Source organism: Qipengyuania atrilutea, assembly GCF_013370205.1.
Lineage (GTDB): Bacteria > Pseudomonadota > Alphaproteobacteria > Sphingomonadales > Sphingomonadaceae > Actirhodobacter > Actirhodobacter atriluteus.
The window spans coordinates 1-676 of the sequence record NZ_JABWGV010000020.1 but is presented as its reverse complement, the minus strand read 5'-3'; the positions used below and the strand labels follow the sequence as shown (position 1 = coordinate 676).

The 676-nt window shown below is 59.3% G+C and carries 1 protein-coding gene; it reads left to right on the top strand.

Annotated elements, in window-relative coordinates; genetic code table 11:
* Positions 1–7 precede the first annotated feature (7 nt).
* On the top strand, positions 8–229 hold the full coding sequence (locus tag HUV48_RS14190) for a thermonuclease family protein (RefSeq protein ID WP_225871738.1): 222 nt from the start codon (positions 8–10) through the stop codon (positions 227–229).
* The last annotated feature ends 447 nt before the right edge of the window (positions 230–676 follow it).

The following is a 676-nucleotide window of genomic DNA, read 5'->3' as shown; positions in this document are numbered from 1 at the left end:
TGCCGAAATGAACGGGAAGTGCGATCGGGAGAAGCGCCTAGCGATCCGCGCGAGGGATCGGCTTGTCGTGCTGCTGAGCCGTGGGCCGGTGAAGGTGCATCGCGACGGCTTCGATCGGTACGGCCGAACCCTTGCAAGGCTTACCGTAGACGGCGTGGACGTAGGCCGGCAGCTTGTGAAGGAAGGTCTTGCCCGTCCTTATGAGGGTGGGCGTAGGGGATGGTGTTAGCAGGACCGCCCCGGCCTGACCTCGCAATTCTTCACCCCGCATCTGCATCGGAAATACGCTTCAGCCTGGGGTAGATGCAGCCGCCACTTGTTGCGCTGGAACTTCAGGGAAAGCGGGGTAGGATCGAACTCACCAATATGCCCGCAGGCTCGGCAGCGCACCTCTACCATTACGCCCTGTCTGCGGAAGTCTAGCAGGGTGCGATAGCGAATCCTCATGGCCCGTTAGAACACATGGAGAACGCGGGGTGAAGCAGGAAGCGGATCATGCCGCCTTACGGTTAGGCCAACCCTGCAAGCAGGGAGGTCGTATGCCCCGCCTCCTGCGTCTTATTCTCTAGCAAATAACGAGATTGACCGCAAGCGATTCAATATGCTATCAGGGGCTATGTCTGATGTGCTTGAGATTATCGGCGGTTTGACGGTGGCGGCTATCGGCATCGGCGTT